The following is a 22,335-nucleotide window of genomic DNA, read 5'->3' as shown; positions in this document are numbered from 1 at the left end:
ATCACTTCTCAAATATAACTATTTAAGAAGTGATTTAGTATGTGTTTAAGAAAATTTCTTAAGCTTGCTCTTCCTTGCTTAATCCTCTTTGCTTATAAGCTGCTTTCAGCCTAGATTGTCTAAGAGTTACAGAAGGCTTGATAAAAGCTTGTCTAGATCTTAATTGACGAACTGTACCCGTTTTATCAAATTTTCTTTTATATTTTTTTAACGCTCTGTCGATAGACTCTCCGTCTTTTACTGGAATTATTAACATATATTACATCTCATTTTGGATTGCAAAACTAAAGGTTTTTTATGAAACTACAAAATTATCAACATTTAAATTTCAATAATTTACCAAAGAACCGCTAATATGAATTAATTTCAACAAAAAATCGTATATTTGCCATACTAATCTATGGGGTTGACTGGTTTCGACAGCAAGACCAATGGGTAAGTAAGCATGCAGAGAACCGTAGCGCGATCTCTTTAATCCCTTGCTACAAAATTTTAACTGGCAACGAAGAGTTCGCTCTTGCAGCTTAATATCGAAGTATAGTAGATCAAGCGTTTTCCCGAAGATTTCAGTAGGGAAGCAAGATATTCCACAAATGCTCTGTTCTGCGGCGTTTGATTCTGGGATATAGTAATGCGGAAATAAGGTTTTAGAAGCTTCAGCTAAAACTCGAAAATTTTAGAAGATAAGCTGGAAGTTGGGTGTCTGCTCTCTGCCTCCAGTCGAAAACCAATAGCAGAATAAGCATGTAGAAATCTTATGTATTGCTTGTTTGGACGAGGGTTCGAATCCCTCCAACTCCACAACCCACTTTACACAGCCACTTATCGCAAGTGGCTTTTTTATTGCCTTTACATTTCTAAAATAACGCTAAACACCTTTAAATAAAGGCTTCAATAGTTAAATACTGTAAACTAATGTAAGTTAATGTAAATCTATTTTACTACAAATGATACTACAAATAAGATAAAAGTTTATTTTTGTAGTAAATAATTGTAGTATGGCATATTCATTTTTTCTACGAGGCACAAAAGATGTAAAGAAGATTTATATTTCGATTACTCACGGAAAAGATTTAAAACTTATCAAACCGACTGAATTTAAAATATCGGAAACCAGATGGAATAAGGATAATAAAAGAATGAAATTATCTGAAGAGGAAAACAAATTGAAAAATTCAAATCCTTTGAAAATCCAGAAACAAAATGAGGTTGCAAATTTTAATCAGCGGTTTAGTGCCTTTGAAGCTTCATTCAATGAATATTTCTCGATGCTTATTGATACTGATTCTTTGACCGAAACTAAATTAGGGGAATTCTTTAATACCTCAGCTTCAAAGAATACGGTTCCGACTGATTTTGCCGACTTTGTTGATTATTACTGCCTGATGAATATCGGAATCGCTGACAGCACAAAAAAGGTTTATAAAAGAACTCGGAATTTAGTATCTGGCTTTAATCCTAAATTAAGGATTCAGGATATTGATGATCGATTTAAAAATGATTTTGGTATTTATCTCGACAAGAAACAATATCAAAGATCATACATTCGTAAAAGCCTGGGGAATATCAAAGACTTTTGGAAATATGCGAAAAGGAAAAAGATCAAAGTTTCAGATGATCCTGATTATTGGGAATTGACAAAAGATTTTCCAAACCTCAACACTACTGATCCGGATGATCCGTATTTGACATGGGAGGAACTCGAAGAAATCAGGAAAGTACAGTTTGATACAGATTATTTAGATAATGCCAGAGATTGGCTGCTTATAAGTTGCTGGACAGCTCAGAGAGTTTCTGATTTAATGGAATTTACTTTCGAGAAGATTATCACAGACGAAAATAATAATAAGTTTCTGCCAATTACCCAAGAGAAAACAGGCTCCAAAATCACGATACCACTTTTTAAAGAGGTTGAGCAAATTTTAAATAAAAGAGGTGGAAATTTCCCCAGAAAGATAAGCCACCAGAAATACAATGATTACATAAAGTTAGTATGTGAAAAAGCTAAAATAACGGAAATGGTTTATGCTCCGAAATACAGACAGCCGGTGCAAGTGAATAATAAAACCGTTTACCGAAAAATAGTAGGCTATTTCCCAAAACATGATGTGATTACAAGCCACGTTGGAAGAAGAACGTTTGTATCTCTTTTTATAAATAATGTTGATTTGGACTCAATCCGAAAGATAACCGGACATACTCGCGAAAAGATGGTTGAGGTTTATAATAAGTTAAATTCCCTTGAAATGGCAGAAATGACAAAAGCAAAATTTAAAAGCTCAGGATTTGAGTAAAATAAAGTTGTTTTTGAGCGTGCATTTGCTACATTATCTACATTTTCATCTTTATTTATAGGTATTGCTTTACATAGTTACGTTAAAAGTAGAGGTTTTTTGAATGCTCAATTAAACACGTTTAGGTAAGAACTTGTAATAAAAACGGTTTTTAAACCACATTATTATTATAGATTGAATAAAGTATTAACATTCTCTATTGCAAAATCAATTCAAGTAAATTAACTTTGCTATCAACAAATTAGACAACCCCACTTAAAGTAAAGCTTTAAGTAAAAAAAAAGCCCGACCGAAGCCGAGCAGATCAATTTTAAATTGCGTTCCAAAATATTGACTTGTAAAATCTCACCCTCACAAGCCAATACAAAAGCAAAATTACAAATTTTTCTCAAAGACGAGGCGGATTAGTTTTAACAAATTAAAAACGTTCACAATGAGTAAAGTTTCATTTGATGAAGTCCCAACTATGACCTTAGAGATCAGAGAGGATTTGCAAATTATCAAAAAACAGTTTCTTGATTTCCAAAAATCATTTTCTCAAAATGCATCCCAACTACCTAAACAGATTCTTACAAGCGCAGAAGCTTGCGAACTATTAGGCATAACCCGCCAGACATTATGGAAATGGGAAAAGGAGGATATTATTACGGCCTACGGCATTGAGAAAAGACGATATTACAAGTACGATGACATCGTAAAACAACTTGTCCCTTTAAAAAAATAAAAAACCCGCAGCAAAACGGAGCAGGCGGGAGTATGTGAGTGAATAAGAGATTACCGCAAATATAACGCTTATTTCCCTGAGTTGCAAAAGATTATTGCAATGGAAGATAAATATTTTAAAGATCAGAGACAAATATTTTATGAGTATCTGAAAAAAAATACTGTGACATGTTCGATGGCATCTAAAATACTGAACATACCACAAAAAAACCTTACACGTTACAAAAGAACACTTCAAAAAGCAGGAAAATTAAAAGTCTGTTTTCATGGTGAGTGCAAAATAACAAATCGCAAAGCCGATTATCTGACGACAAACCCAGAACTTATAAAAACCTTATTACAATGAATTTAGCCGTTTTAGAAAGTATAAAGCCGGCGGTTCAGGCTACGAGGGAACTCGAACAAATCGAGGTTTTAGATAATATTAAAAAAGCTCTACAACCCGCAGATTTTATCGCTGAAGTTTATCCCGGAGTAATCGAACTGCGTAAACAATTCGATGATGCTGATAGTCAGGAAGAAAAAAGCAAGATTACAGAAAAGCTTTCCAAATTCAAACTTCAGCAGAAAAATTATATTGTTATCGCTACTGAAAAAATATTGCAGTTAGCGGAAAACTTAAAGATGGATTTCTGTCTACATAATAACATTGTCTACACCTATAATAGTGTGTATTGGCAAAGTCTGGAAGATAACGAACTCGAAAGGTTTTTAGGCGATTGCGCAAAGGTTCTCGGAGTTCCGAAATATGATGCTTCATACTTTGATTTCCGTAAAAAAATGCTTCAGCAATTCTTTTCGGTTGCTCATTTGCCAAAACCAGAAACAAAAACGGAATCTGTTTTAATCAATCTTCAAAACGGTACACTGGAAATTTCAGAGAAAGGCGTAAATCTCAGAGAACATCAACCAAAAGATTTCCTTACTTATGTTTTGCCTTTCTGCTATGATCCGGCAGCAGTTGCACCGATTTTCAATAGTTTTCTCGATGAGGTTTTAAGCAAGCAGAAACAAACCGTTATCAGTGAGTATTTAGGCTATATTTTCATGAGACATGGAAACGGCTTAAAATTAGAAAAAGTATTGCTTTGCTATGGAACCGGAGCGAATGGGAAATCTGTATTTTTTGATATTGTTACAGCTTTGCTCGGAGATCACAATGTGAGTAATTTTTCTCTTTCGTCTCTGACAAATGAAAACGGATATTATAGAGCTAAAATAGCAAATAAGCTTCTGAATTATTCGAGTGAAATCAATAACAATATTGAGGCAGCAATTTTCAAACAACTTGCAAGCGGTGAGCCAATTGAGGCACGTCTACCCTATGGGGACCCCATCACGGTTAAAAACTATGCAAAATTAATGTTTAATACCAATGGCTTTTTAGTTGGTGAACAGACAAATGCATTCTTTAGAAGGTTTCTTATCATTCATTTTGACAAAACTATTTCAGAAGAAAATCAAGATCCTGAATTGTCTAAAAAGATTATCAAAACCGAACTTTCAGGAGTTTTGAATTGGGCTTTAAAAGGATTGACAGCACTTTTAGTAAATAAAGAGTTCACACCATCGGAAGAAATAAAACAGACTTTAAACGAATATCGTCAACAATCTGATCCGGTTCAAATGTTCATCCTTGAGAATTTCTTGAAACCTGGCACACGTCCGGAACCTTTGAAAGATTTGTATAATGCATTCAAGACATTTTCAGAAGAAAACGGAAATCGTCCATTATCTGCGAAAACATTTGCTGATCGTTTGAGAATGGTAGGATTTGAAACCGAAAGGAGGGCAATGGGAAACGTTGTTTATGTAAGTGATGTAGAAAATGTAGCTAAATAAAAACCTTTTTTATTATGGAAACTAAATTTGCACCATCAACCCAAAGAGCCAAACTAACACCGATGTGTTATTGCGGCCAACATAACAACAAAGACGGAAAATGCGCACCGCTTGCAGGTGATCCAGATAAAGGATATTGCCATTCATGTGATAAGTTCTTCGACAATGCAGAGAAAAAGCCGTACACCCCAAATCTTCAACCGCCGAAACCAATTGATTACCATCCACCGGAAATACTTCAAAAGACTTTCAAGAATGATAAAAATAAATTTGTCTTGTTCCTGAAATCAATATTTGAAAGTACAGTTGTGGACCAAATAACCCAAATGTACAATGTTGGGAGTTCAAAACATTGGGAAGGAGCAACAATATTCTGGCAGGTGGATGATATGAAAAGAATCCGTTACGGAAAAGTAATGCTTTACGATCAGGAATCAGGAAAACGTGTAAAAGAGCCTTTCAACCATTTTACAAACATCCACAGTATTTTAAAGCAAAAAGACTTCAATCACAAACAATGCCTTTTCGGACTTCATTTGTTACCCAACAACAAAAAGCCTATTGCGATTGTTGAGAGCGAAAAAACAGCCATTATAATGAGTTTGGTCGATTCTAATTACTTATGGCTTGCAACCGGAGGAAAAGGGAATTTTAAATATGAAGTTTTACAGCCATTATCAGGGAAAAATATTATTGCTTTTCCAGATGTGGGAGAAACATTTTGGCAGGAAGTAGCAAGCCGACTGAATGAGACCGGTTTTAATATCACAATTTCCGACAAATTAGAAAATCAGGATTTCCCGAAAGGTTATGATATTGCCGATGTTGTTCTGCAGCAAATAGACGAACAGAAGAACCCGCCAAAAACCAACGAGCGCAAAAGTTCGCCGGTTGAGGTTCCGGAATTAGACAGAATCAAATCATCACTTTCAACCGATACGGAAGCGTTAGAAAAATTAGCAAGAAAGCTTATCCCTGAATATGAGCAAAGAACAGAACGAGAATTATTATTTTCTCTAAAGGAAATTAAAGGTTTAGGAGATCAGGAAGGCAAAGATTTGATTTTAACGATGCAAATTAAACAGATGATCGATTATTCAAAAGCAGGATATTATTTCCTTTCACATTCAACACCATTTTAAAAAATCAAAATTATGACCAATACAGTAGCTATCACAGACGTATTTGAAAATGCTTTGAATTCACTTCATACATTGAACCCATACGAGCAAACAATAATTGCGGGAAATATTGCGCAACTTGAATACATTGATGATTTAATCAAGCGTAAAAACAGCAAAAAGAATTTTGAATCTTTAGCGAATCATCTTGCAGCAGAGATTTACAGAAAAACCGCCGTAGTGGATATTATGCAATTATCAGCAATTTATTACAAAGGAAAAAAAGCGGGTTTTGATGTTTCCAGATTGAGAAATGCAATGCACAACAATGGAGATTGGCTTATGGAGGAACAAAGTAAAATCATGAAAACTAATAAATTTTAAAATTACCACAATATCAAAATATTTAGAAACAAAAGAGATCGCCAATTTAGTAGACCTGATGGATAAATCAGTTGAAATGCTAAACGATTATGTGAAGAAAAACGATCCTATTCCGAAAGATGAGGTTTTTATTTCTTCTTTAGAGTCTGCGAAATATGAGGTTAAAATTACAATCACTAAAAAAGTAAAAAGACCAAATGCAAAAACATAAATTATTACAGAAATATGTGTGATAAAGTTACGTACACCACCCAGAGAGAAGTAAGCGGAATTATCACCAAATGTAAATCTGCAAGTAGTAGAAGCAGAACGCCGAAACGTTATTATTACTGCGGAAATTGTAACGGTTGGCACGTAACAAGTCAAAAAAATAAATCAAAACGCACAAACAATGAATCAAGAAATAAACCCAAATAACCCGCTCAATTTCCCTGAAGTAAGAGAAGAAATTCTTAAACAACTTTCTCTAAAGGAATTAGACGAAATATCCGCAATGCTTAATTTCAGTATTGAACCAAGCCGAGAGACGTGGTTTAAATGGAATAAAGTAAAAAATGAAGTATTAAGTAAAAAGTTTCCTAAATACTATTTTGACCCATCGGACTTAAACGAAATGAATTAATAAAACCGGACGGTATTCTGTCCGGTTACTTTAGCAATATACTAACATCTAAAATCAAAATTACATGTATAGAAACGCATAAGGAGAAATCTTTATGATAAACCCGAAACAATGAACACAAGCCAAGGCGCCCTGCATTTTAGTGCAGGAATAGACCTTACACAATGGCGTAGAGACATGGATACGATGCGCCGTGATATTTTTGGACTTTCCAGAGATACTCAAAATCAAACCCGAAACATGGATTCTGCCTTTAAGAATCTATCAATGGGTATCGCAGGATATTTTTCAGTAGGTGCAATTAAAAATTTTGTAACTGAACTTATCAACGTCAGAGGTGAATTCCAAAAAACGGAAATAGCTTTTTCTACAATGCTCAAGAGCGAAGGGAAAGCAGCCGCGCTTATGGGCGAAATGGTTGATCTCGCAGCAAACACTCCATTTTCTTTGCAGGAAGTTTCAGCAGGAGCAAAACAATTACTCGCATTTCAAATTCCCGCAAATCAGGTCGTTGACACTTTAACCCGAATGGGAAATATTGCTGCAGGTCTGGGAGTACCTCTTTCCAGAATTAACCTCGTTTACGGTCAAGTAAAAGCTAAAGGAAAATTAATGGGTGACGATCTCCGACAATTTACGGAGGCAGGAATCCCGATGGTTGCCGAACTTGCTAAAAAATTCAACACAACTACCGGAGCGATCACAGAAATGGTTTCCGCTGGTAAGATCGGATTTAAAGATGTTCAAGATGTTCTTTTCAACATGACCAATGAGGGAGGAATGTTCTTTAACCTGATGGAAAAGCAATCTAAATCATTATCCGGACAAGTCTCGAATTTGGGTGACACATGGGATCAGATGCTAAACAAAATCGGTGAAGGCCAACAAGGTATTTTGACTGATGGAATTCAGGGATTAACCTATTTGGTAGAACATTATGAAGATGTAGGAAAAGCAATCTTAACTCTTATTGAAATTTATGGAGCTTATCGCGCAGCCTTAATTTTCACGTCCGCACTACAAACACGAATTGCGGCACCTGCAATTATTCAAGGTTTCGCAAATCTTATCAAAATGATCAGAGGCGCAACGGTGGCGCAAACCGCTTTAAATACCGCTTCATTAGCAAACCCTTACGTTTTATTGGGAACTGCAATTGTAGCCCTGATTGCGGTCGTCTACAACTACAAAACTGAATTAGGGGAACTAATCGGAATTATTGAAGAACACAGCGTTGCTCAAAAGGCACAGCAGGCCGTAACAGAATCTTATAATAATTCTTTTGGAAAAGGAGTTGCCGCGACAAAGGCAAACATATCTCAGTTAATTGCAATTATCCGAAATGAAAGTTCATCATTAGAGCAGAGAAAGCAGGCTTACGAAAGACTTATTGCAATAGATCCGGAATTTAGAGGAACTCTTGACGCTCAGTATAAATCAACTTTCAGGCTCGGAAATGCTTTAGAATTTGTAATTGGTAAAATTGATGCTTTCGCAATGGCTCAGGCAAAGGCGGCTGCTTCCAGAAAAGTTTTAGAAGAATCTTTCGAAGAATCTTTCAAAGCAGGAGGTTTAAAAACTCAGGTCATGGATGCTGACGAAGAGGCGAAAAAATGGCGAAAATTAGATGAAGAAGCGAGAAAGGCAGGAAAGGCCTCATTAGACTATAATAGAAAAGCTTTCGCAGCCGAACAGAAACGTGATGCTCTCGCTGAAAAATGGAGAGAACAACAGAATACGGCCAACAGTAAAACCGCGCTTTCAAATGCTATTATTAGAAATAATAATAAGGAAATTTCCCAAAAAGAAAAACAATTGCAATTACTTGAAAAGGAAATCAAGTTAGGGAAAATGAATGGTGAGGCGTTGCAACTCAAAAAGAAACAAGCTGATAAACTGAGATATGAATTATCTGGTTTTAAACCTGAAGTTATTACCGAGGAAGAAACAGCACCTGCAGCCGGCTCAAAAAAAGGAACTCAAAGATGGTATGAGGAAGAAGTCCAGAGGCTTGAGGAAGCTAATAAAAATCTTGTTCCACAAACTAAACAATGGATTGCGAATCATGCACTTATTGAAAAATACAATAAGATAATCAATTACAACAAAGCAAAGCCGGATAACCGACAACTTGCGGAAATATTTCCTGATGGTAGCGTCAAAAAATTAGAGCAGGATGCCCAGTTAATTACTGATGCACTTCAAAGGGTTGAAAATGGCGTTGTAAAGCTTAGAAAACTTGATAAGTACGGGAATGATAAGGATGACAAAGGCAATACTTTGTACACTGGCGAAAAAGTGACTAAAGAAGAAGCTATGCGCCGACTTGCCGAGATCAATGCTCGATTAGCTGCTAAAAGAAGGGAGATCGACGTAAAAACCTTTGAAGAAGATATAATTGAGACAAAAAGACAGATTGAAATAAGAGATAAGTTATTGAAATCCGGATACAGTAAAGAAACGACTGATGAAATGTTTCCTAAAGTAAAAGATCTAACTTTCATTCAGTATTTGAACAATCTCGGAAAATCATTGGAAACAGTAAAAGGGATTGATGCAGCCGAAAATTTAATAAAACTTAAAAGCGTTCTTTCCGAATATACTGGTGAAGCTACTTTCATTGAAAAAATTAATAAACAAATCGATGAGTTTAAAAGCAAATTCAAAGGTGATGAACTTGTTGACAAATTGGAGGCTTTTAAAAACGAAAACGATGAAGGAACCACCGGCGATGAGGTAAATACTAAGAACATCCTTGTTAGGAAGGCTCAGGATGATGAATTGGAAAGACAAAAAACAGCATACAGAAATTTACTTGAGGAAAACAGATCCTTTGCTCAAAGAAAGATTCAGATTGAGAAAGAAACTGCTGATGCGATCAAAAAAATAAATTCTGATGCTAATCTTACACCCGAACAAAAGAAGTTTTCCGCTGGATCAGTAGACAAAAAATCTAAAGAAGAAATTTCACAGCTTGCAGTTGATGAATTGACACAATCACAAGCATGGATGTCTTTATACGGCAATATTGATGAACTTACAGCATATCAAATGCAGGTTTTACTTGAGCAACTCGAAGCACAAAAAGGAAATCTCGTAAACGTTTTGACGCCGGTAGATTTTAAAGTTGTCCTCAAAAATTTAAAGGAGACAAAACAACAAATAAGCGATGAGAATCCATTTTTAGGACTTCTTTCATCTGTTAAAGATTTGTTTTCTGCATTCGGGAACGAATCGGAAGAAGCAGGAGAGAAAGCGTTCTCAAGTTTTGAAAGAGCATCAGACGGAATAAAAGGAACTTTAAAAGCTACGAAAGGAATTATTTCAGCCTTAGCACCTGCAAGAGAGTACATGAGCGATGCTGCTAATGATGCCATTGATACGATAGATCAGGTTGCAACAATGGGAATGATGATGATGCAGGCTATTGATTCAACCGTAACGGCTGTAAAGTCTGCATTAGATAATGCTTCATGGTCAAACTGGATCACAGCTATCATTTCCATCATTTATACTGTAATTCGTGCCGTTGTTTCTTTATTCACCTGGATAGCAGGAAATAAAAGAAAGAAACTTGAAAAGGAAATAAAGGGTTTACAAGGCACTTTGGATAGTTTAGAAGAAACTTATACAAATTTAGCTATTGCGGCGGAAAAAGCTTTCGGAGCCATGAAATACGAGGGACAACGTGAGTTAATTCGTAATCTTCAGGAACAGCAGAAAGTTTTGGAAGACATGAAAAATACTGAATCCAAAAAGAAAAAAGCAGATCAGGATAAAATCAACGATTACAATAAGCAACAGCAGGACAACCTTAGAAAGATTCAGGAAATCAAAGATGCAATTATCCGGGATGTTCTTCAGGTTGATGTTGTGGAAATGGCAGCTAATATCGGTGATGCTTTAATCGAGGCATTCGGAAAAGGTGTGGACGGGATTGACAACATTAATAAAGCTTTTGACGAAATGATTAAAAACATCATGCGAAATCAGCTTAATAAAGTTCTTGAGGCTCAGATGGCACCAATCTATGACAACATTTTGAAAGCTGCAGGTTTTGACAAGGACGGAAACGGAACATTTAACGGTCTCACTAAAGATGAAATTGATGATTTGAGAGCGCAAGTTCTTGCAGCATCGACCAAAGGAAAGGAATTTATAGATGCTTATTCTGAAATATTCAAGGATTTGGATATGTCAAGCCCAGAAGGTATTAAAGGCTCAATTAAAGGTATGACAGAAAAGACTGCCGGAGCATTGGAAGCGCAATTTAATGCTATGAGAATAAATTTTGCTGAGGCGGTTAAATATTCTAAAATAAATAATACGATTGCAGCTGCTCAAAATGCTATTTTATCTCAAATCGAAGTGAACACAAGAAGACTTCATACGATTGATAAAACTCTTACAGAAATGAACTCTAAAATGAAAAAATCCTTAGCAGGTGTACCATAATGAAAACAAAAGAAATAATTAAGATGGCGGCTGATAATAAAATTTGTCAGCCGTGGTACGAGGAAATGAAAAAAGATTCTTCGATTCAAAATCTTTGCAGAATGTACTTTGACGGGGACGACTGGGCAATGGAAAATGACTTTCCTAATTTGGAAACTTTGAGAGAATTTAAAGGACAAACTGAATTTTACAGCCTTTTCACCGACCACAAAGCGGTCTTTAAAACTGTTACAGTCAAAAAATTGAAAAGAGCTTTTTTCGGTGATTCAGATGTAAGTCTTTCTTATGCAGGATTTACGGTTGCTGAGGTTATTATTCGCCACAAATCAAAAGCAACAATAACCGTTTTCGATTATGTTAAATTAAAAATCACTCTTCTGGATGATGCTGAGGTTGAAATCGTCAGTACTCCGAATGCTTCGGTAAGTGTTTATAGTTACGGAAACAGTAAAATAAAACATTCCGGAAATGTTAAGATTTATAAAAAATAAAAAAAGTGCCTCTCAGAAATGGGAGGCTTTTTTGTAAATATTCCGACATTTATTTACATGCTTTTTTCGCTTCGGTTTTTGATGAAGCAAGATTTTGTAATAGTGGAATTTTACCACTTTTAAAAATGTACATAAAAATTTTACAATTGAAGAGATACGTTAATTTCCTGCATAAAAATTAAACTGTTAATTTGATTTAGCAAAGCATAAAAATGAATATTATCATTTTCACGGGTTACACGTATAGATTTTGACATTCTCCACAGTTGCAAATGAACCTTTTGAACTCAAATGAACTTTTATTGTTTACGCAAATCACTGTTAATAAAGGCTTTCGTTTTATAAAGGTTCAGAAGTTCAAAAAGACCAATATTTCGTAAGTAGGTATATCTTTTTATAATGTGAGTTCAAATCACATTTAGAATGTCGCCAAAAACGATATTATAATTTTCCCTGAATTGTTGAGTACCTCATCAAAAAAATAGTTAACATCCTATTTAAGGGAATCTTCTCCCATAGGAGAAGATCTGTCTTATAATCATTTTAAAGAATTTCAACGAAAATGTTTCGTTATGTTTCGGAAAAACTTGCAACAAAGTATCAAATTGATTTAAAAATTAATTCGCTCAATAATTTGCCCTAAATGTGTTTCAAATTGTCGCTTATGCTGAATATCTATAATCTCAACTAACATGCGCCTTGCGCCTTCATTATAACCTTCTTGAAGTAATAATACTTTGTGATTTCGAAGTTCACCAGCTTTATTTAAAAATCGTGATCTGTAATGTGCTGTATCGTCTCTGTATTCAATCTTTTTTTCGCCCGATTCTATTTGATTGAAGTATAATTTTTCAATTGGTAGATAAAGCGGTTTTTTCTCAATAACATCACTTTTGATGATTGTCTTTACTCTTGATACTTTTGTTCGATGGCGTTCTCTTGCATTTTTCATATTTTAGTTTTTAGTAAATTTAAAATAAAAATCCCTTCTCGATTGAAAAAGGATTCTAAATTTATTGTTGATAGCGATTCAAGTACGATTCTGGGTATTGGTATAAATCCAGATATAAATCTCTGAATTGCACACCTGCATAATTGCCTAAACCGTGATCTTTGAACATTAAAAGACCTGCAGCCTGATAGTCGATATCTGAACCTTCCCATGCCTCATGCATGCCGAATTCATGCTTAAAAGGGAATTCTTGATCTGAATTATAGAAACCTATTGGATAAAACGTCATGTAATTGTTTTTACCTTCATATTCCGGCTCCCAACCTTGATTTAATACTTTTGTAATTATTATCAATTTATACATTGCAACCATTCTTATTTGCATCGATTTAGGTAACATTGAATAATCAGGTAAGATGTCTGATATTTTCAATATTGAGCATGCATCTTTGAAAGTTCTCACTTTTTTGCATACCTCTGTACATCCACATGTTGAACAGTTCCAAATATCTAATACGTCTTTAGAAATTTGTCTGATAATTAAATTATGATTTTTAACCAATTGGTTAAACTTTACTTTCGATGTGGTGAAAATGTCGCCCAAATCACCTTTTAAGGATTCGATTAGTGCAGCACTTAATTTTTTATTGTAAGGGGTAGTAACTCTAATACCTTTACAATCTGGGCAATATCCTATTAAAAAATTCATTTCGGTTATTTTGTGGTTTTTTAATTTCTTGAAAGTCCGTGAGCATAGAGAAATGCTTTTTGCTTAAATGTAAGTTTGTAATTTGCTTTTGGCAATCCGTTACGTTTGAATAATTCTGTCCTTAGATTCAAAGTGAATGTTTTAAAATATGGTGGGTTTTTATCGTTGAATCTGGCTAATGACAAAAGGCGTTCATCTGAAAGTTTTTCAATCTCTTTTTTTGAATAATCCCGAATGCAACGCTGTAAATCTGCAAAATAAACTGAATCAAATTTCTGTTGTATTTTATAAATTGACTGCTCTAACTTCGTGAGGTCGCTTTCATTTAGAATTATATTTTTGTTCTTAAAGATGATCTCAATTTTATCGCTGTCAATCATCTTTAGAGCTACTTTTTCGCCTTGATGTGTTGTAAATCGAATATTCATATTATTTATTTTATTAGGATTAAAATTTGCCCTTTGTGACTGTGTTATTCTCAACGCCTGCAAGACTTATTAAAAATTACTATTATGAAATACAAAGGGCAAAAAGGTTATTATCAAACGATTACTCTATCTCTGTTTTATTGCTTGATAGAATTACTTTTTCTTTCTTTTTCAGGTATGTTTAATGTGAAAACGACTGCTAAATCAGCGATAAACTTTTTTATCATTGCTATATCGAACATATTATTTTGAATAGCTTTAGCAGACCAGTCTTCCAAATCCAAGCAATCCTCTACTGTTGAAATTAAATTATCTTCACCAGAACCAGGATCATTATTTTTATAACCGTTATAGGCTGATAAAAGCTCTCTTTTAAGGTTTTCATTATGATGATAGTAATTTGTGTAGCGGTCTAAAGTGCTGATTACTTCTGTAATATCATTACCGAAATATGACTCTAATTCGCCAACGACCTCAAGTAATTTTTTTTGTGCTGAATTTTCCATGTTATTATAATTGTGTTTGAATTGATTTTGCGTTATTTCTGAATCCATTTAATGCTGCCTGCCACTCTGAATAAATATTAGTTGCAATATCTAGCTGATCTATTGTAAGTATGTGAGAGAATGAACACAATTCTAAGTGCCTATTAAAAATGCCTTTCAATAACTCGCATATTTGATTTTCTCTACCATCATTCATTTCTTCAATAGTCACCATTTTATACAGAAGATGCTCGAAACCGATGCTATAAAGCTTTGATATTTTTTCTTGATTTGTGCCACCAATTAAATTTGAAACATCAACCAATTGTCTTTTAAATGCTGTGAAAAGAATATTATCATGTATAATATCAATAATTTCATCTTTAGAAACTGGGTATTTTATAATATGATTCATGATTTTATTTTTAAAGCTTTAATTAATTTAGCGAAGAAATTCTCTTTTTTATTTGTGGTTTGATTCTCAAATTCTAATCTTTGATTATCAATAAAACAGGTGATTTGATACAGTTTCTTACTGTCTTTACAATCGTTTATCTGATCGTATATTTCGGCTCTGGGGGCCTCTCTGATAGATTCATAAAATTTAAAATATGATAGATAAGCCTCATTCTGCATTTCAATAATAATACACTGGTGTTTTTCCATTTCTATGCGCTTTTAAGGTGGGTTCTTCTGATTCTAATTAATTTCGCAGGTGTTTTCTTGATAACTGCAACCGCTTTTATTTCTGGGGTTCTAGGTTGTTCGATCATCATAAAGTTTTCAATCTTAAAACTTCTGAAAGATTTTGCTTCAACATCGAAATAAGTAAATGTTGTTACTTTCGGTTGACTGTCAGTTTTAAACTCATAATCAATCTTATCCATTTTCAAAGTGCCAATTGCTTTTCTTAGGCTACCATCTTTTTTCTCAAAGAAGAAAGTAACTTCACCTGAATGCATTTCTTTGTTAAGGCGGTAAAGTTGCCAAGCCTTCTTTAGACAGATGGCCCATTCTTTACCAGTTGTTGCCATAATGTGGTAAGCTCTAAGCATTACTGTTTTTCTGAAAGATGAGGTTGAATTTTCCATATTGTTGATGTTTGATTGTTTTACTTGAATTGTTTTTTCTTCTTTTTTAAGACCGAAATATTTTGCCTGATCTACATCGCATAACTCAGCGATAATAATTTTGTCCTCATTTGATAGGGTAGAAAGAATCTTATTCAATTTTTTAGATAGGTTTGAAAAGAATCTTACATTTCTCATATCATCACTGTACTGATATGCAGTATCAAAAGCATTTATGTTTCTTGCAATGTTTGCTGCTCTTTGGTTTGATATTGTATTCATGATTTCTAATGTTTGAGTTATACTGTTTGTTTAATTCTCTATTGCAAATATACAGATAGTTTAATTAGAAACAATAGTTAAAACGTTAAATTTTTGTTAATATTTATACAGATAGTATATTTTTTAAATTAAATTATACAATTAGTAAAGAAAATTGTATATTTGCACTTATAGAAATAGTATAACTATGAAATTAAGAATTAAAGAAATCTGCGATGAAAAAGGAATCATGCAGAGGGAATTAGCAGAAATGATAAACATTACTGAAGTAGGATTATCGAAGTCATTAAATGGAAATCCTACACTACAAAGATTAATTGAAATTGCGGAAGCTTTGAAAGTTCCTTTTCTGGAATTATTTGAGAAGAATCCGAACCATGGAGAGCCAATTTACAAGAAAGATGCGGACGGAAACGAAATTGTTATAGGATATTTAAAAAATTGAGTATGACAGTTTCAAGTAAAAAAATATTAGATCAAATACCATTACCACACATCCGATTTTATACAAGCCATTACGAGAAAAAACCGTATTGCTGAAAATCAATTAGTTATAACGGAGAGAGGCGGATCGAACGCCGACAGCCGAAAGGCTAAAACAGATGCGATTATCGCAATGACAAGAGAATTAGCAAAATAATGTAGTTAGTGTAGGAAATGCAAGCTCAAAAACAAATCTTTTTTTACCATTTAGAAAAACCGTAATTCTCAGTAAATGAAAAGTATTATTTTAGAGCAAAATTTATAACATGAGAAAATTGTTACTGCTTTCGCTATTTGCCTTTAATATGGCCACGGCTCAGGAATTTGTTTTAACTCCGAATAATTTTGTAAATAAAGATGATGAATCTAAAAATTACATTGTTTTGGAATATCCGGAACTTAATCAAAAGCAGCTTTATGATAAGGCTAAAGTATTTATTCAATCAAAGTACGAGAATTTAAAAAGTGACGGAATTAACGAGGTTGAGTATTCATTCATTAAAATAAGAACCACTGCACCCGGCACCAGAATAGGAGGATCGCTTATGTCTTTGATGATGGTCACTTATGAATTTAGCTTCAAAGATGGCAAAATAATGATTAAACCTATTTTAGATCATTATGATCCTGCAAAGCCTGGCGGAAATACTACATACATCACAGGAGGAAATTCATTTTCTGGAAAATCAATATTCAACAAAGAGGGGAAAGTTTCTTTGAAAAATTACTATGAGGTATCAAACATCAATGTAAATAAATTTCTCAATGAACTCAAAGAATATTTGTCAAAAGATGATGAATGGTAAACGGTAACTTTTTACATTAAATCCAAAGTTCCTTAATAATTTAGGTTTTAAACGATGCCACGGATTAAACAGTATTTAGATTATGTTGAAGATTTAAGAAGTCTTTCAATAAAAGATATAAAGCGATATTTAAAACCTAATACCCACTCTGATAATGGGGTATTAACTTACTATAGAGGCGGTGAGCGTACCGGATCAATAGGTATAGAATCCCAAATATTTGATAATGAGGGAACAATTATTCTATCTTACAAATACCGGCAGGAATTAAATATCAGATATGAAATCCAGCTGATTTCTAAGCCTTCAAACCTTGGAAAAGGTATTGTTTGGTATTTTGTATGTCCAAAAACTAATAAAATCTGCAGAACATTGCATTTGAAAGATGGTTATTATTACCATAGATCTGCATTTCCTGAGCTGTATTATGAAAATCAGGTTTTATCTAAGAACTGGCGCAAAGTTCAAAAAGCCATGGAAATAGAATTGTCAGAAAAGGTCTGGGAGGAATATTTCAAAAAGCATCGTAAGAAATCCTATCGAGGAATACCAACAAAAAAAGAATCTAAACTAAGCCAAATAATACAAATCAAAGAGGAATACATACCTGATCTAAGTATTTTGAATTTCATAAAATAAACAACCAAAGCAAATTTACTTCTGTTACATTATAAAGGTTTTTTGGAAGTCATACACGCACGCAAGAAAATAGGTTTTAAGCCACTTGAACGGATTTTTTGGAAGTCACTACATGTACGGAATTAATCGGACGAAAATACGGCTTATCCGCTTTTTTGGAAGTCATTACGTATGTGTGAGGAATGCCGTTTAAACGTATTGTAAAGATTTTTGGGAGGTCACAACGTGTGCGTGCGTAATAGAGTTTTAAATGAGCCTTGAAGATTTTATTGGGGTCATACACGCAGGCGCAAAGATCAGAAAAAGTTATATTTCCATAAAAGCGGAAATTCCCGTGTTTATCGTGCTTCTTTAGATTTTTTGGAAGTCACACGCACACGTGTAGTGATATGGAAAAAATCTTCCTGCACTTCCTAAGTTGAAATTAGGAACACCTCCCCAAAATTGGGGGAGCCTCGAAAGTATGATTTTGCCCTGATGTGCCAAATAAGCACATCAGCTTTAACCTGACGTAAGGATTGTTGACTTCAGATTTTCATTAGTAGAATCGAACGAAGTGAACGCCTTAAAAGGAAACGAAAGTAACCACTAAAAAGCATTGCGGAGATTCCCGTTTTGGCTGATAATGATTTTAGGATTTACTCAGGTCAAAATTGCGTTCAGCGAGGAATTAGTTAACATTAGTTAATATGGGTTCCGGCTTTCCAAAATGGTTTTAAACCACTTTGATAATATCATTTTGGCGACATTTCCAGTATTGGGATTTTAGCACTATTGAATTATTGAGGTTAATATTCTTTAAACTCCGCTTTATGAGGATTTTTATATTCAGATAACAGAAACTTTCAGATATGATTTTCTTCATAGCTTTTATAATATCATTTACTGTACCCCTGCCCAAAATTGAGCAGGGGTAACTGATGAGGTTATTAATAGAATTGTAGAAGGTTTTTGCCATTTTGGGCAGAAAGTTAGCCAACGCACTTTTGCGTTGGCTGAATACCCGAAATTCCGTGTGTTTTAATATCGGAATTTCCGATATTAAAATGCGAGTTTAAATCAAATTAAGTTTTAAAATGTACGAAATGTAGAATATGTAGGTCTAAAAACATCTTTTTTTTTCCTTAAATAGTATCTTTACAACTCTGAAATTAAAGGTTCTGTTTTGCTGCAAAAACAAGTAAAGCACTACAAAAACTACTACAAAAACAATGTAACTACCTGATTTTCAACACATACCAGTAGTCCCTCCAACTCCACAAACAACATTGAAAATCAAACATTTACAATGTTTACACCCAATAATACACCCAACTTTTAATAGTTGGATGTATTATTCTGTTAACTTTATATTTGATTACATGTTACGGATCAATAACACCTACCAATGCCAAATATTTCTTCTTCTAAAGTAACTTCATTCACAGTGATTTATGGTTGATTTTTAGTAGACCATTGTTCGTCTTGGGGACACAAAAGCCTTGGTAGGCGATTGATTGTCAATGTTTTCTTGTTTTTACATGCAATAAATGTGCAATGTTTATATGATACTAAAGATTAAATTAGTTAGCTCTTCTAATCTTTTATCAGCAATATAGAAATCGACAAACAAATTTTTAATGCTTTTTATCAGAGTCGATAAAGATAACTTATTGACTAATTTTGTTCAGGAAAATTTTTTTCCACTTCGCTACAGTGTTCCTACTTAATTTAAAATAATTCGCTAACTGGCTGTTGTTGAGGTTATGTTTTTTCTGATAATCTAAAATATGAAAAATATCAGATTTGCTGTAAGAGCGATGTTTTTGGTTGAAAGAATTGGTTTCTTTATCCGTCGTTCCAAATATTCTTTCGTTGATTTCTATGATATGAATTGCTGAAAGAGTATCTTTCTTTAGTAGTGGAAGACATTCTTCTTTTTTGTATGGAAATTTTTTATCCAGAATATCGCTAAGGATTTGTTTGTAGTTAATACCCAAGTTTTGCATACGTTTTCTTTATTTTGATTTGATGTACCTTTTCGTTTTTAAAAAGAATCAATAGGTATGTTTTTTTACCTAACCAGTTGGTTTTGATGTGATATGTCCATATTTCTGAGTGATAATAGTTGAACTCCGATCCCAATTCATCTATGATTCCTTTTTTGTCCATGCCAATAAGACGATTATAGTTTTGAGTCTGCATTTTTGTATTTGCTAATCCATTTGTACAATGTTGTTTTAGGAATACGATATTCTTCCATGATTTGGTTCTTGGATTTTTCGCCGGTTTGTACTAATTCAAGTATAAAATCTATCACTGAACTTGCAACTATTTTTGAGACAAAATTTATATACTCTTTATGCTACATTTTTAGATTGATTAGACATTAAATTTTGATACTCTTTTATGGTTAAATTTCCTAAAGCCGAATGCCTTCTGTGAGTGTTGTAAAATGTTTCTATATATTCAAACACAGAGTTTTTAGCATGATCTCTAGTTTCATATTTATTTTGATAGACAAGTTCGGTTTTCAGAGTTTTGAAAAAGCTCTCAGCTACAGCATTGTCATAACAATTTCCTTTTCCGCTCATGCTTCGAGTAATGTTTTTTCCGACTATTGATGTAAATTCTGTACACGCATATTGTATCCCTCTATCTGAATGGAAAATCAAGCTATCATGATCCTGTAAAGGACGATGGAGCCTTGCCATTTTCAAGGCAGCAATACTGGTGTCCTGAGCCTTCATCGTCTCACTTAATGACCAGCCGATAACCTTTCTGTCAAACAAATCAATGACTGTAGTAAGATACAACCAACCCTGACCTGTGCGGATATACGTAATATCAGACACCCAGACCTCTTTACTGCTTGTAACCTGAAAATTTTGATTCAAATAATTTTCAGCAACAGGGTATCGATGGGATGAGTTGGTAGTTTTCTTAAATTTTTTCTTTACAATACTTCTCAGGTTGCGTTCTCTCATTAGTCTGGCCACCAAAGGACGTGAAGCTCTCATTCCTTTTGCTTCCAGTTCTCGGGCAATACGAGGGCTTCCATATCTCCCACGGCTCCAATGATAAATACTAAAGATTTCTGCTGATAAAATGGCTCTTCTTTCTGATTGCTTACTCGGTTTTCTTTTCTTCCAATGATAAAAACTGCTCCTGCTTACCTTTAATACTTCGCACATCTTCCCGACAGGAAACACATCAGCGTGTTCTTTGATAAATTTATATCTTACCCGTCTCTCTTGGAGAAGATGCCTACCGCCTTTTTTAAGATATCACGTTCAAGCTTTGTTTCTTCTAGTTCTTTGCGAAGTCTCAATAACTCTTCCCTTATTGGATCAGAGGATATTTGTTTTTCCTTGCTAAGTTTACCTTCTTTGTGAAGTTTTCGCCAATTAACGAGACTTTCTTTACAGATCCCCAATTCTTCAGCTACCGAGGATACATTGCCTCGCTGCTCACTTAAAGATACTGCTTGGATCTTAAACTCTAGACTGTAATTTTTTCTGATCTTTTTCATACTCTTAAAGATAAAGAGTATAAGAATTGTGTCCTAACAAAGTTAGCAACTCCACTCTAAAGTGTCTTCCAGTTTTGAAACTGATTCCTGTAATTTTCCTTTTTCCCTGTCTTTAAGAGTTTTAAGATTATTCATTTCCTTTTTCATCTGCTCATTTTCCTGTTCCAGCTTTTTTGTTTTGGAACCGGTAAGAACATTAGTGAAGTTTTCAATTACTTTTTTTGAGGAAATACTTTTCTCAATTGCTTTCAGTTCTGATTGCTTACTATTCTTTTCCTGTTCCAACTGTTGGTTTTGTTCATGGAGATTTCGATAATATTCAGACGTAGAAATATGTTTGGCTTTCGAACCTTCAATCCCTCTTCTTAGTCCGTATTTTGCCATTGTTACTGCATAGGTATTTTGATAATGCTTCAGCTTATTTCTTGCCATTACATCATCAGCACACAGCCTATTAGCATTTGAATTCTTCTTTTTATAGGTCTGAGGATTATTGTCTTTTTTTGCTTTTCTTCTTTCTCCGGAAACAATAGGAACAATAGTAGCGTGGATATGGGGTGTCTTTTCATCCATATGCAATACTGCTGAAACTAGGTTTTCTTCTCCAAATGTTGCTTTCAGCCAATCCAAATTATCTGTACACCAATTGTCTAATTGTTTGTTTTTCTCAATTTCTTTCATCGTTTCATTAGTTCCGGACAACATAATGCGTATGGCTCTTACTTGATTGATTCCTATCTTTCTTTTCAAATTGGCATTGTCTAATCTGTATTGTATTGACGAAGTCCGGTTTGTGATTCCTTCAGGATAGGTAATCATTTCTTTATTCAGATGACTTCGTGTAGCATCTGCATTTTTTGGATGGACGGTTCTTTCGATATGAGCTGACATTCCGGAGTCATTGCCCTTGGCTTTTTCTAAATGTAAAACGGTATATGACATTTCTCTTAAATCTAATTGTTAAATAATTTGGGGTTTCCAAAGGGGGATTTTCCCCCTTGGCTTATTGGGGCTTTTTTAGTGGAGTGCAACGGAGCG

At 34.1% G+C, this 22,335-nt stretch carries 27 protein-coding genes and 1 other RNA gene; 15 read left to right on the top strand and 13 right to left on the bottom strand.

Annotation, left to right across the window (positions count from 1 at the left end):
- Positions 1-58: 58 nt before the first annotated feature.
- Positions 59-256, bottom strand: coding sequence for a 30S ribosomal protein S21 (gene rpsU, locus FDY99_RS13240; protein ID WP_034723363.1), 198 nt, complete (start codon positions 254-256; stop codon positions 59-61).
- A 146-nt stretch (positions 257-402) separates the two neighbouring features.
- On the opposite strand from rpsU, the gene ssrA reads away from it, so the two are divergent.
- From ssrA to FDY99_RS13190, 12 genes are all read left to right on the top strand, one after another.
- Positions 403-804, top strand: a transfer-messenger RNA (tmRNA) gene (gene ssrA / locus FDY99_RS13235).
- A 194-nt stretch (positions 805-998) separates the two neighbouring features.
- Entirely contained in the window at positions 999-2,294 is a 1,296-nt protein-coding gene (locus tag FDY99_RS13230; RefSeq protein WP_139422120.1) for a site-specific integrase, read from the top strand.
- Positions 2,295-2,727: 433 nt separating this feature from the next.
- Positions 2,728-3,018 carry a helix-turn-helix domain-containing protein gene (locus FDY99_RS13225; protein ID WP_139422118.1) on the top strand — a complete coding sequence of 97 codons (291 nt, stop codon included), beginning with the start codon at positions 2,728-2,730 and terminating at the stop codon, positions 3,016-3,018.
- Between the two features lie 99 nt (positions 3,019-3,117).
- On the top strand, positions 3,118-3,363 hold the full coding sequence (locus FDY99_RS13220; RefSeq protein WP_139422116.1) for a hypothetical protein: 246 nt from the start codon (positions 3,118-3,120) through the stop codon (positions 3,361-3,363).
- Positions 3,360-4,859: a DNA primase family protein gene (locus FDY99_RS13215; protein ID WP_139422114.1), complete on the top strand. Its 1,500-nt coding sequence runs from the start codon at positions 3,360-3,362 to the stop codon at positions 4,857-4,859. Before FDY99_RS13220 ends, FDY99_RS13215 begins: the two co-directional genes overlap by 4 nt.
- 14 nt (positions 4,860-4,873) lie before the next feature.
- Positions 4,874-6,001, top strand: coding sequence for a DUF6371 domain-containing protein (locus FDY99_RS13210; protein WP_139422112.1), 1,128 nt, complete (start codon positions 4,874-4,876; stop codon positions 5,999-6,001).
- A 12-nt stretch (positions 6,002-6,013) separates the two neighbouring features.
- Positions 6,014-6,364 carry a hypothetical protein gene (locus tag FDY99_RS13205; RefSeq protein ID WP_139422110.1) on the top strand — a complete coding sequence of 117 codons (351 nt, stop codon included), beginning with the start codon at positions 6,014-6,016 and terminating at the stop codon, positions 6,362-6,364.
- 58 nt (positions 6,365-6,422) lie between these two features.
- Positions 6,423-6,575: a hypothetical protein gene (locus FDY99_RS23010; RefSeq protein ID WP_162304171.1), complete on the top strand. Its 153-nt coding sequence runs from the start codon at positions 6,423-6,425 to the stop codon at positions 6,573-6,575.
- 14 nt (positions 6,576-6,589) lie between these two features.
- Positions 6,590-6,781, top strand: a complete 192-nt coding sequence (locus FDY99_RS23005; RefSeq protein WP_162304170.1) for a hypothetical protein — start codon at positions 6,590-6,592, stop codon at positions 6,779-6,781.
- Positions 6,756-6,986 (top strand): hypothetical protein, encoded by a 231-nt coding sequence (locus FDY99_RS13200; RefSeq protein WP_139422108.1) that lies wholly within the window; start codon positions 6,756-6,758, stop codon positions 6,984-6,986. The genes FDY99_RS23005 and FDY99_RS13200 overlap by 26 nt, the downstream gene beginning before the upstream one ends.
- A gap of 111 nt (positions 6,987-7,097) precedes the next feature.
- The gene (locus tag FDY99_RS13195; RefSeq protein WP_139422106.1) at positions 7,098-11,441 is read left to right on the top strand and encodes a tape measure protein; all 4,344 of its coding nucleotides are present in this window, start codon (positions 7,098-7,100) and stop codon (positions 11,439-11,441) included.
- On the top strand, positions 11,441-11,932 hold the full coding sequence (locus FDY99_RS13190; RefSeq protein WP_139422105.1) for a hypothetical protein: 492 nt from the start codon (positions 11,441-11,443) through the stop codon (positions 11,930-11,932). The genes FDY99_RS13195 and FDY99_RS13190 overlap by 1 nt, the downstream gene beginning before the upstream one ends.
- 610 nt (positions 11,933-12,542) lie before the next feature.
- Here the strand turns inward: FDY99_RS13190 and FDY99_RS13185 are convergent.
- The 7 genes from FDY99_RS13185 to FDY99_RS23345 all read right to left on the bottom strand — a co-directional run bounded on the left by FDY99_RS13185 (position 12,543) and on the right by FDY99_RS23345 (position 15,858).
- Entirely contained in the window at positions 12,543-12,884 is a 342-nt protein-coding gene (locus tag FDY99_RS13185) for a hypothetical protein (protein WP_139422103.1), read from the bottom strand.
- A gap of 61 nt (positions 12,885-12,945) precedes the next feature.
- Positions 12,946-13,593 carry a hypothetical protein gene (locus FDY99_RS13180; RefSeq protein WP_139422101.1) on the bottom strand — a complete coding sequence of 216 codons (648 nt, stop codon included), beginning with the start codon at positions 13,591-13,593 and terminating at the stop codon, positions 12,946-12,948.
- A gap of 20 nt (positions 13,594-13,613) precedes the next feature.
- Positions 13,614-14,021 (bottom strand): hypothetical protein, encoded by a 408-nt coding sequence (locus FDY99_RS13175; protein ID WP_139422099.1) that lies wholly within the window; start codon positions 14,019-14,021, stop codon positions 13,614-13,616.
- A gap of 137 nt (positions 14,022-14,158) precedes the next feature.
- Positions 14,159-14,527, bottom strand: a complete 369-nt coding sequence (locus tag FDY99_RS13170; RefSeq protein WP_139422097.1) for a hypothetical protein — start codon at positions 14,525-14,527, stop codon at positions 14,159-14,161.
- Between the two features lie 4 nt (positions 14,528-14,531).
- Positions 14,532-14,921 carry a hypothetical protein gene (locus FDY99_RS13165; protein WP_139422095.1) on the bottom strand — a complete coding sequence of 130 codons (390 nt, stop codon included), beginning with the start codon at positions 14,919-14,921 and terminating at the stop codon, positions 14,532-14,534.
- Complete coding sequence (locus FDY99_RS23350) at positions 14,918-15,172, bottom strand: hypothetical protein (RefSeq protein WP_139422093.1); 255 nt, start codon at positions 15,170-15,172, stop codon at positions 14,918-14,920. The genes FDY99_RS13165 and FDY99_RS23350 overlap by 4 nt, the downstream gene beginning before the upstream one ends.
- Before the next feature lie 2 nt (positions 15,173-15,174).
- Entirely contained in the window at positions 15,175-15,858 is a 684-nt protein-coding gene (locus FDY99_RS23345) for an SH3 beta-barrel fold-containing protein (protein ID WP_228448793.1), read from the bottom strand.
- A gap of 187 nt (positions 15,859-16,045) precedes the next feature.
- Here FDY99_RS23345 and FDY99_RS13145 point away from each other — a divergent pair, with 187 nt between their 5' ends.
- The 3 genes from FDY99_RS13145 to FDY99_RS13130 all read left to right on the top strand — a co-directional run bounded on the left by FDY99_RS13145 (position 16,046) and on the right by FDY99_RS13130 (position 17,786).
- Entirely contained in the window at positions 16,046-16,303 is a 258-nt protein-coding gene (locus FDY99_RS13145) for a helix-turn-helix domain-containing protein (RefSeq protein WP_139422091.1), read from the top strand.
- Between the two features lie 304 nt (positions 16,304-16,607).
- Positions 16,608-17,147 (top strand): hypothetical protein, encoded by a 540-nt coding sequence (locus FDY99_RS13135; RefSeq protein ID WP_139422089.1) that lies wholly within the window; start codon positions 16,608-16,610, stop codon positions 17,145-17,147.
- A 54-nt stretch (positions 17,148-17,201) separates the two neighbouring features.
- Entirely contained in the window at positions 17,202-17,786 is a 585-nt protein-coding gene (locus FDY99_RS13130) for a hypothetical protein (RefSeq protein WP_139422087.1), read from the top strand.
- Positions 17,787-19,435: 1,649 nt separating this feature from the next.
- Here the strand turns inward: FDY99_RS13130 and FDY99_RS13125 are convergent.
- From FDY99_RS13125 to mobV, 5 genes are all read right to left on the bottom strand, one after another.
- Complete coding sequence (locus FDY99_RS13125; protein ID WP_139422086.1) at positions 19,436-19,774, bottom strand: helix-turn-helix domain-containing protein; 339 nt, start codon at positions 19,772-19,774, stop codon at positions 19,436-19,438.
- Positions 19,755-19,970 (bottom strand): hypothetical protein, encoded by a 216-nt coding sequence (locus tag FDY99_RS13120; RefSeq protein WP_139422084.1) that lies wholly within the window; start codon positions 19,968-19,970, stop codon positions 19,755-19,757. The genes FDY99_RS13125 and FDY99_RS13120 overlap by 20 nt, the downstream gene beginning before the upstream one ends.
- The gene (locus FDY99_RS13115; protein WP_317129827.1) at positions 19,951-20,085 is read right to left on the bottom strand and encodes a helix-turn-helix domain-containing protein; all 135 of its coding nucleotides are present in this window, start codon (positions 20,083-20,085) and stop codon (positions 19,951-19,953) included. Before FDY99_RS13115 ends, FDY99_RS13120 begins: the two co-directional genes overlap by 20 nt.
- Before the next feature lie 40 nt (positions 20,086-20,125).
- A protein-coding gene (locus FDY99_RS13110) for an IS3 family transposase (RefSeq protein WP_139418594.1) occupies positions 20,126-21,297 on the bottom strand; the annotation gives its coding sequence in 2 pieces (ribosomal slippage) (positions 20,126-21,051 and positions 21,051-21,297; 1,173 coding nt in all).
- A 42-nt stretch (positions 21,298-21,339) separates the two neighbouring features.
- Positions 21,340-22,239: a MobV family relaxase gene (mobV, locus tag FDY99_RS13105; RefSeq protein ID WP_139422082.1), complete on the bottom strand. Its 900-nt coding sequence runs from the start codon at positions 22,237-22,239 to the stop codon at positions 21,340-21,342.
- Between the last annotated feature and the right edge of the window lie 96 nt (positions 22,240-22,335).

Source organism: Chryseobacterium mulctrae (assembly GCF_006175945.1).
Lineage (GTDB): Bacteria > Bacteroidota > Bacteroidia > Flavobacteriales > Weeksellaceae > Chryseobacterium > Chryseobacterium mulctrae.
This window is presented reverse-complemented; position numbering and strand designations above follow the sequence as displayed.